This is a genomic window from Methylocystis sp. (assembly GCF_051061285.1).
Classification (GTDB): Bacteria; Pseudomonadota; Alphaproteobacteria; order Rhizobiales; family Beijerinckiaceae; genus Methylocystis.
In genome coordinates, this window is record NZ_JBPFEA010000015.1 from 57,341 (window position 1) to 66,801 (window position 9,461).

General features: G+C 63.6%; 7 protein-coding genes. 2 read left to right on the forward strand and 5 right to left on the reverse strand.

Annotated features, from left to right (window positions below; translation table 11 throughout):
* Positions 1-75: 75 nt before the first annotated feature.
* From ACR65T_RS05415 to gltX, 3 genes are all read right to left on the reverse strand, one after another.
* Entirely contained in the window at positions 76-1,584 is a 1,509-nt protein-coding gene (locus ACR65T_RS05415) for a YcjX family protein (RefSeq protein ID WP_434495525.1), read from the reverse strand.
* A 159-nt stretch (positions 1,585-1,743) separates the two neighbouring features.
* Positions 1,744-3,030: a citrate synthase gene (locus ACR65T_RS05420; RefSeq protein WP_434495526.1), complete on the reverse strand. Its 1,287-nt coding sequence runs from the start codon at positions 3,028-3,030 to the stop codon at positions 1,744-1,746.
* A gap of 299 nt (positions 3,031-3,329) precedes the next feature.
* The gene (gene gltX / locus ACR65T_RS05425) at positions 3,330-4,754 is read right to left on the reverse strand and encodes a glutamate--tRNA ligase (protein WP_434495527.1); all 1,425 of its coding nucleotides are present in this window, start codon (positions 4,752-4,754) and stop codon (positions 3,330-3,332) included.
* A gap of 219 nt (positions 4,755-4,973) precedes the next feature.
* On the opposite strand from gltX, the gene lexA reads away from it, so the two are divergent.
* Entirely contained in the window at positions 4,974-5,684 is a 711-nt protein-coding gene (lexA, locus tag ACR65T_RS05430) for a transcriptional repressor LexA (RefSeq protein WP_434495528.1), read from the forward strand.
* Between the two features lie 113 nt (positions 5,685-5,797).
* Here lexA and ACR65T_RS05435 read toward each other — a convergent pair whose 3' ends face one another.
* Positions 5,798-8,062: a ComEC/Rec2 family competence protein gene (locus tag ACR65T_RS05435; RefSeq protein WP_434495529.1), complete on the reverse strand. Its 2,265-nt coding sequence runs from the start codon at positions 8,060-8,062 to the stop codon at positions 5,798-5,800.
* A 224-nt stretch (positions 8,063-8,286) separates the two neighbouring features.
* Here ACR65T_RS05435 and ACR65T_RS05440 point away from each other — a divergent pair, with 224 nt between their 5' ends.
* Positions 8,287-8,649 (forward strand): DUF983 domain-containing protein, encoded by a 363-nt coding sequence (locus ACR65T_RS05440; protein WP_434495530.1) that lies wholly within the window; start codon positions 8,287-8,289, stop codon positions 8,647-8,649.
* Here ACR65T_RS05440 and ACR65T_RS05445 read toward each other — a convergent pair.
* Positions 8,644-9,210: a DUF421 domain-containing protein gene (locus ACR65T_RS05445; protein WP_434495531.1), complete on the reverse strand. Its 567-nt coding sequence runs from the start codon at positions 9,208-9,210 to the stop codon at positions 8,644-8,646. The two genes, ACR65T_RS05440 and ACR65T_RS05445, sit on opposite strands and share 6 nt — an antisense overlap.
* Positions 9,211-9,461: the final 251 nt, after the last annotated feature.

Below are 9,461 nucleotides of genomic sequence, written 5' to 3' on the forward strand. Positions count from 1 at the left end.
TGAAGCTCCCTCAATTCAGATGTCGAATGGCTTTGCCTGTGATAGGTAGCGCCGACTTCGCCGCCGACAGCGGCGTTACCTCAATCGGTCGCCGAAAAGAAACTCCATCGCGCGATCGAGCCTGATATGCGGCAGCGGCAGCGGCTTCTGGTCGGCGCCCAGCATCGTGGCTGGCGGCCGGAATTTGAGAAAGCGGAAGTCGGCCTCTTCATCGGAAACGGCCAGCGCCTCGCCTTTAAACACGTCGCGCGGATCCGCCGGCAGCTCGCCGGGGAAAATGGCGCCTTCCGCCACGCCGTCGAAAATCTCGTGGCCAATGCGCTCCCCGGCGACCGGCGTGCCGACAATCGCCGAAAGCTTTTCGCCCTCATGGCGCACCATCGCTTCGCGGGTGGCGCGCACGGCGGCGAGCGCGATCACGTCGATCGAGGCGCCTACCCCTTCAGCGCGCTCTATGGCGCGGGCGGTCAGGTGACGCAGGATCGCTTCGAGCCGGTCATGGCTCGTGTGATGCAGATGGTCGGCCTTCGTCGCCGCGAAGAGGATGCGGTCGATCTTCGGGCGAAAGATCGTGGAGAACAGATTGGCGCGGCCGGTGCGAAAAGCCGTCAGCACGCCGGTCAGCGCCGTCTCCAGGTCGCGCACCGCTTCAGGGCCGGAATTCAGCGCCGCAAGCGCGTCGACGAGCACGATCTGCCGATCGAGCCGAGCGAAATGATCCCGAAAGAACGGCCGCACGACCTGCGACTTGTAGGCCTCGTATCGTCGCTCCATTTCGCGCCCAAGGCTGCGATAGGGCAACTCCTCGCCGTCCGACACGGGAAGCGGCGCGAATGTCAGCGCCGGCGATCCTTCGAGATCGCCCGGCATCAGAAACCGTCCCGGCGGCAGGCTCGAGAGCGCGAAACGCTCGGAGCGCGCCAGACGCAGATATTGGGTGAAGGTCTGCGCCAGCTTCTGCGCGGTTTCTTCGTCGTAGCGCGCCTTGACGTCCGACTGCGCGGTCAGGCCCCGCCACTCGCTCGCGATCATCGCCCGCGCGGAGGCGCTCGCGGCGTCGAGCGTCTCGTGAGACCATTGCGCGTAGGATTTGCCAAGGAGCGGCAGATCGAGCAGCCATTCGCCGGGATAATCGACGATGTCGATGTCGAGTCGCGTCGGGCCCTGGCCGAAGCCTTTGCGCAGCGACCAGCCCTTCGAGCGATATTCCAGCGTCACCCGCAGTTCGGAGATCCGCCGCGTCGATTGCGGCCAGTGCCGGTCCAGCCCGGTGAGCGCCGCGAGATGCTCCTCATACGCGAAGCGCGGGACGCTGTAATCGGGCTGCGGATCGAGATGCGCCGAGGTGATGCGACCTTCGGCGAGCGCGCGAAACACCGGGAGCTGAGTCTTGCTCTCACCGCCCTTTTCCGGGCGCGCCGCTATCGCCCGCGTCAAATGATGCACCAGCGCGGTGATGAAGACGGTCTTGCCGGCGCGCGACAGGCCGGTGACGCCAAGCCGCAGGCGCCCGCCGGCGAGAAAGTCGACGACGCTCTCGGTGGCGACACGCGTTTCGAACAGCAGATCGGATAATTGCGACAAGGGCGCTCCGGGTCCGCCGACCTATAGCATCACGTCGCGTCCCTTCAAGAGACACTGGTGAGAACATGTCGCGCTGCAAACCGAGGTGAAGACTGGCCAGAACGATTCCGCGCCAGATCGGAATGGAGACGAGCTTCTACCGCGGCACGGCGCCCATCATCACCGCTTCGACATCGGCACGTAATCGCGCTGCTTCTCGCCCGTATAGAGCTGGCGCGGACGACCGATGCGCGAACCCTGATCCTCGATCATCTCCTTCCACTGGGCGATCCAGCCGACGGTGCGCGCGACCGCGAACAACACGGTGAACATCGCCGTCGGGAAGTTCATCGCCTTGAGCGTGATGCCGGAATAGAAGTCGATGTTGGGATAAAGTTGTTTCTCGATGAAATAATCATCGTGCAGCGCGATGCGCTCGAGTTCCAGCGCGACGTCGAGCAGATCGTCCTTGACGCCGAGTTCGTTCAACACTTCGCGCGTCGTGCGCTGCATGATCTTGGCGCGCGGATCGTAGTTCTTATAGACGCGATGGCCGAAGCCCATGAGACGGAACGGATCATTCTTGTCCTTGGCGCGCGCGATAAACTGCGGAATGCGGTCCGGCGTGCCGATTTCGGCGAGCATTTTCAGCACCGCTTCGTTGGCGCCGCCATGCGCCGGCCCCCACAGCGAGGCGATGCCTGCCGCGATGCAGGCGAAAGGATTCGCCCCAGACGAGCCGGACAGTCGAACCGTCGAGGTCGACGCATTCTGTTCGTGATCGGCGTGCAGGATGAAGATCCGGTCGAGCGCGCGCGACAGCACCGGATTGACCTTGTATTCCTCGCAGGGAACCGCGAAGCACATGCGCAGAAAGTTCGACGTGTAGTCGAGGTCGTTCTTGGGATAAACGAACGGCTGGCCGATCGAATATTTATAGGCCATCGCCGCGAGCGTCGGGATCTTCGCGATCATGCGCGTCGAGGCAACCATGCGCTGGGTGGGATCGGCGATGTTGGTCGAGTCGTGATAGAAGGCCGAGAGCGCCCCGACGGAGGCGACCATCACCGCCATCGGATGCGCGTCGCGGCGGAACCCTTGGAAGAATCGCGCCATCTGCTCATGCACCATTGTGTGGCGCGTGATCCGATAATCGAAATTCGCCTTCTCGGCGGCGGACGGCAATTCTCCATAGAGCAGCAGGTAGCAGGTTTCGAGAAAGTCGCCATGTTCGGCGAGCTGTTCAATCGGATAGCCGCGATAGAGCAGAACGCCGGCTTCGCCGTCGATAAATGTGATCTTCGATTCGCATGACGCGGTCGCGGTGAATCCCGGATCGAAGGTGAACATGCCGGTTTCGGCGTAGAGATTGCGGATGTCCGCAACGGACGGCCCCAGCGTGCCATCCTTGATCGGCAAATCGACCGATCTATCGCCGACTGTGAAGATAGCATTCTTCTCCGGCATACCCGCTCCCCCCTCAACCGCCCCGCGCTCGCAACGAGCCGGATCGCGGCGCGACGCGCGCGAACGCTATGCATGAATTGCGTCACATTCGCGATATCGTCGCTTTCACGCGCACGCCGATGCGTTGCATTCGGTTTGTTGTGCGGCGCAAAAAGCTATATCAACCGCAAAGGCTGTCAAGCGCGCCACGCGTTTCGCGGATAGAGATGACATGTCCCGCAGTGGCGCGGAAAACGGCGCGGCGCCGAAAATCGCGTCAGCGATTTTTTACGGCGCCAACGCCGCAGCGAGGCGATGGGTTACCCCACGGCGGCCTGATCGGAAATTCTCGCAAGACTTTCCTCGCGCCCCAAAATTTCCAGCACGTCGAATATGCCGGGCGACGTCGCGCGGCCGGTGAGCGCCGCGCGCAAGGGCTGTGCGAGATCGCCGAGTTTGACGCCAAGCGCTGTCGCGAGATCGCGCACGACCGCCTCCGTAGTTGCGGCCGTCCAGTTCGGCAGAGCTGCGAGTTGTTCAACGAGCGCCGCGAGCCGCGCGCGCGCTTCCGCCGAAAGCAGCTGCGCCGCCTTTGCGTCAAGCGACAGCGGACGCTGCGCAAAGAGAAAGCCCGCGCCGTCGAGAAGTTCGTTCAAGGTCTTCGCGCGCGCCTTCAGTCCCGGCAAGGCGGCGCGCAATTGCGCGCGCGTTCCGTCGTCGAGCGCCTGCGCGATCGCGCCGCCGCCTTCGAGATAGGGAAGTGTCGCGACGAGCAAGTCCAACAGCGCGTCATCATCGCTATCGCGCAGATAATGGCCGTTCATATTTTCGAGCTTGGCGAAATCGAAACGCGCCGGCGAGCGATGCACCTGCGCGAGATCGAACGACTCGACCATCTCCGGCGTCGTGAAGAACTCCTTGTCGCCCTGCGACCACCCCAATCGAACGAGATAGTTGCGCAGCGCCGCCGGCAGGTAGCCCATTGCGCGGTAGGCGTCGACGCCGAGCGCGCCATGGCGCTTCGAAAGCTTCGCGCCGTCCGGTCCGTGAATCAGCGGAATATGCGCGAAGGCCGGGACCGTCCACCCCATCGCCTGATAGATGTGCGTCTGTCGCGCTGCATTGGTGAGATGATCGTCGCCGCGAATGATCTGCGTGACGCCCATGTCGTGATCGTCGACGACGACCGCGAGCATGTAGGTTGGCGCGCCGTCCGAGCGCAGCAGAATAAAATCGTCAAGATCCTTGTTCTGGAAGACGACGCGTCCCTGCACGGCGTCATCGACGATCGTCTCGCCGTCCTGCGGCGCCTTGATGCGCACGACATAGGGCGCGCCGGCGGGCGCCTCCGCGGGGTCGCGGTCGCGCCAGCGGCCGTCATAGCGCCAGGGACGCTTTTCCGCCTTAGCCTTCTCGCGCATCTCCTCGAGCTCCTGCGCCGTGGCGTAGCAGCGATAGGCGTGTCCCTGCGCCAGCAGCTCTTCGGCGACTTCGCCATGGCGCGCCGCGCGCGCGGACTGGTAGACGATGTCGCCGTCCCAATCGAGGCCGAGCCACTGCAGGCCATCGATGATGGCCTCGATCGCCGCTTGCGTGGAGCGCTCGCGGTCGGTGTCTTCGATACGCAGCAGCATCCGGCCGCCGTGCTTCTTGGCGTAAAGCCAGTTGAACAGCGCCGTGCGCGCCCCGCCGATGTGCAGAAAGCCGGTGGGCGACGGAGCGAAGCGGGTGACGACCTGAGACATGAGCGCCGCGAATTCCTTGGTTTTGGGTCGGCCCGTCTAGCACGAGACACGCGAGGCGAACATAGTTCGTCACGATGTTGGTTTAACCAAAGCGTGAACATAGGGCTTGCGGAACGCAGCGAGAACCGATATCGTTCTGTTCATGATTTGTTTAGGTTATCGAGCCAGAAGCTGCGGCTCAGCCAAAATCAACGATTCGGCTTGCGGGGCGGTGCGGCGATGCTGACCAAAAAACAAAACGATCTATTGCGTTTCATCCATGAACGTCTGAAGGAGTCGGGCGTGCCGCCGTCCTTCGACGAGATGAAGGACGCGCTCGACCTGCGGTCGAAGTCGGGGATTCATCGGCTGATTCTCGCGCTCGAGGAACGCGGCTTCATCCGCCGCCTGCCCAATCGCGCCCGCGCGCTCGAAGTTCTGCGTCTACCCGAATCGTCCACGCCGCGCGCCGCCGGCGGGCGTAGCGGCAAGTTCTCGCCGTCCGTCATCGAGGGAAATCTCGGGCGCGTTCGGCCGCTCAGCGAACGTTTCGAGGACGAAAGCGAACGTCAGGTCGCCATTCCAGTCATGGGACGCATCGCCGCCGGCACGCCGATCTCCGCCATCCAGAACCGCAGCCACACCATCAGCCTGCCGCCCGACCTCCTCACCAGCGGCGAGCACTTCGCGCTCGAAGTGCGCGGCGATTCGATGATCGAAGCCGGAATCCTCGACGGCGATACGGTCGTGATCCGCAAGCAGGACAGCGCCGACACCGGCGACATCGTCGTGGCGCTGATCGACGATGAGGAAGCGACGCTGAAACGCCTGCGCAAGCGCGGCGCCTCGATTGCGTTAGAGGCCGCCAACCCCGCCTATGAGACGCGCATCTTCGGCCCCGATCGCGTGCGCATTCAGGGCAGGCTCGTGAGCCTCCTGCGGAAATATTAGGTTCGGGTCAATGCCGTCATTGCAAGCGAAGCGAAGCAATCCAGAATCGTAAGGCGGTCCCCTGGATTGCTTCGTCGCTATGCTCCTCGCAATGACACGTGAATTGCTCCGCCCTACTCGAGCGGCTCCATTGCGCGCGCATCTTCCACGCTGCGCTCTTCATCGCTCAGCGACGCGGTAAATCCGGACGTGCGGCGATTGCGGGGCGCCGGCGACCAGGGCCGATCCTCGTCGATCGCGCGCGCGGTCGTCCATTCGACGCCATCCGCCTTGAACCTCAAAGCCACAGCCCCTGTTTCGGACAGTCTGCGGCGATCGATCACGATCTCCGCCGCACAGCCTAACGGCGCGTAGAGCCGCGTCACAATGACGGCGGCGCGCGCGCAATCTTCGAAAAAGCCGCCGCGCTCGGCGACGAGCGCGACAAAGCGGCCGTTGACGGCCTTCGCCACGCAACCCGCGTCGTCGCAGGCGACGCCGCTCCTGGCGTCCGCGGACGGGCGCGCGTCTCCGTCCGCCCGCAACCATTGTTCCGCGGCGAAAGCGCTCGGCTTTTGCCCCATGACGGCGAGCTGTCCGGACGGCAGGCGCAGCGCCGCCGATTCACCGGTCGCCGGCACGGCCAGATCAAACGGCGCGCCGCTCCTCGCGCCCATCAGTCCGATCAAGGCGAGAGGAATGGCGAGCGCGCGCCACGCCCAAGTGCGCCATAACACGAGCGACAGGACCGCAAGCGAAAGGAAAAGGATCGCCCAGGGCGCAAAGGCTGCAACCGGCAGACTCGCGCCGGGGGCGCTCGCGATCAGCCCGGCGAGATACGTCACGAGATCGATGCCCAGCTTGAGATAGCGCCAGATGAAGCCGTCAAGGCCCAAGGGGTAAAGCGCGGCGCCGACGAGCGCGCAGGGAACGGCGAAGAATTCGATGATCGCCAGCGTCAGCGGATTGCCGATCAGCACATAGGGGCTCAGCTCGTGAAAATCATACGCCATGAATGAAGCGGTCGCCGAGGTCGCGCAAAGCGTTGCGAAGATCGCCGCCCCGGGTCCGTGCAGCAGGCGCTCGACGACGCTTTCGCGAAGCGCTCCCCATCGTCCTCGCGGCGCGCGATCGTCGATGCGGCGTTTCGCGAGATATTCGCCGCGCCATTCATACACCGCGATCAAGGCCGCCACCGCCGCGAAAGAGAGCTGAAAACTTGCGCCGAGCAACGCCTCCGGCTCGAAGGCGATGATGAAGAGCGCGGCAAGCGCCAGATTGCGCATCGACAGCGATGGACGATCGAAGAGAACCGCCGCGAGCATGATGAGCGTCATCACGAGCGCGCGCTCGGTGCCGACGCGCGAGCCCGTGCCGATGTCGTAGAGAATGGCGCCGAGCATGGCGAGCGCCGCCGCCCATTTCTTGATCGGATAATTCAGCGCAAGAGTTTGCGACATCGCCAACAGGCGTCGAAAGCCGACGAAGAAGATGCCCGCGACGAGCGTCATCTGAACGCCGGAAATGGTGATGATGTGAAATATGCCCGCCCGGCGAATGAGATTCTTGGCGTCCTCGGACAGCAAGTCGCGCTTGCCGGTCACCATGGCGGCGGCGATCGCGCCCGCATCGCCGTCAATGATTCGATAGACCCGCATCGCCAAGGCGTTGCGCATGCGATCGACGTGCGCGAAAAAACGCAGCGAGAATGGCGCCGGTTCGGGCGGCGGCATGGTCTCGATTCGTCCAAGCGCGTTGCCGACCGCGCCGATGCGCGCAAAAAATGCGTCCCGCGCGAAATCATAGCCGCCGGGGAGCGCCGCCCGCGCCGGCGGCATCAGCCGCGCCTTGAAGGCGATGAAGTCGCCGGCCGAAAAATTCGGCTCGCCGCGCGTCGTCAGCCGCACGCGGGAAGGAACGACGTCGTCCGGATAGCCTTCGGCGCTCGCGACGCGCAGAATAAAGCGCGCCCCGGCCCGGCGCAGATCCACCTCCTCGACGAAGCCCGTCAGCTCACCGATGCCGACGCGTGGAATGACCGGCGCCGCGACGCGCGCCGTCCGCCAGGCGCCCGACGCAAAGCCTAAGGCGACGAAAGCGAACGTCAAAAAAAGCGCATGGGCCCGCGCGTGGCGGCGCGTAAGCCCGGCCAAGACTGCAAAGGCGGCAAGCGCGCAAAGGCAAAGCGCCAGCGAAGGTTCACGCTCGGCCGAGAAATAGAGCACGACGCCGCCGCCTGAAGCGACGACCAGCCAGAGAAACGGACGGCGTAGCGCCCGCTCCTGTTCCAGCGACACGCGCAGGGCCTCGGCCAATCCTCGTACACGCAGCGGAAAGACGCGCGATGAAAGGTCGCGGCCGCGTTGCTCACTTTCAGCGGTGCGTGAAATGTCGTTCAAGAATGACCGGCCCCGCACAAATACGGGAATGAGCCTAGCGCCGACCGCGTCCCTTGTCTTGCATCGCCTTTACGTCCCTGGCCCGCCGCTCGCCAGTGGGCGGTTGCCTGCGACGCCACAAGAAACTATCCCCTTAATCAGGAGCGAGATTCACGCTTGAGATGGACTCGCAGTGCGATCAGCGCGCAGTGGCGCGGCGATCGCTCTCAATCGGTTTGGCGTCAATGAACAGCGATCCATCGCCGGGCACGTCCTTGTTTCGCGGACTGACGCGAAAATGCCCAAACTGCGGCAAGGGCAAGCTGTTCGCGAGCTACCTCAAGCCGCTCGATTCTTGCGCGCATTGCCGGGAAAGTTTTGCGGGCCTCGATGCGGATGATGGCCCAGCATGGCTGACCGTCGGCGCCGTGACGATTACAGTCGTGCCACTTCTCTTCATATTAGAGAGCAGCGGACGTTACTCCTACGCTGTCGAGATGCTGATCGTTGTGCCGCTAACGATCGCGCTCGTGTTGCTCCTGCTCCCGCTTACGAAGGGATTCTTCATCGCCGCGCTATGGCTGCTGTCGAGGAAGCCGAATTCATAGATTCGCGTGTGTACACGGCTCTTGCAGCTCACAAGGAGCGCTAATCGCTCTCGGGGCGATTCCGCTCACATCCCGCAGCGTAGCGTGCCCTCCGCCCTTGTCCTGCACGACGCTGAGACTGCCGTCGGTTTCGAGCACGACCGCTTTCACGCGATCCAGATCGGCGACGCCCTGGCTGCGCATCGCCGCAAGCGCTTCCTTTTCGGTGACGCGCTCGCGCCGTAACGCCTCTGGAAGAAAGCTCCCTTCAAAATAGAGCAGCGCCGGCTCCGATTTCACCAAATTGGCGAACATCTGCGAGCGCACCGAAGTGAAGGTGACGACATATTGGAGCGCGCACAGCAGCGCCAAGGCGAGCGCGCATTCCACAAGCGACACCTGATTGTTGAGGATCGCGGACGACAGGGTTGAACCAAGCGCCACCGTAACGATCAGGTCGAATGCATTCATCTTTGAAAGCGTGCGCTTGCCCGTGAATCTGAGCATGACGATCAACGTAATATAAGCGAGGACGCCGATAACGCCGATGCGCTCGAGGTCATAGAGGCTATGAAAGAACATTGAGAGTCTCATCCGGCAGGCCCCCGCGCCTAACCACTGGGATCGCGCATGGTTCCCGAAATCCAGCGCGATCTGCGGCGACGGATCCGTGGCGCGGATGCCGAAAAGGCCGTAAGCATCCGGCGTGGGCCGCAGGGGATGATCTCGCGCTGCGTCAGACGCCGGGGCGGGACTTCAAGTCTTTGTGGATTTCGATGAGCTCGACGAGAGTTTCGATGCCGAAGTCGGTGAATGCGAGAACGCCGTCGTCC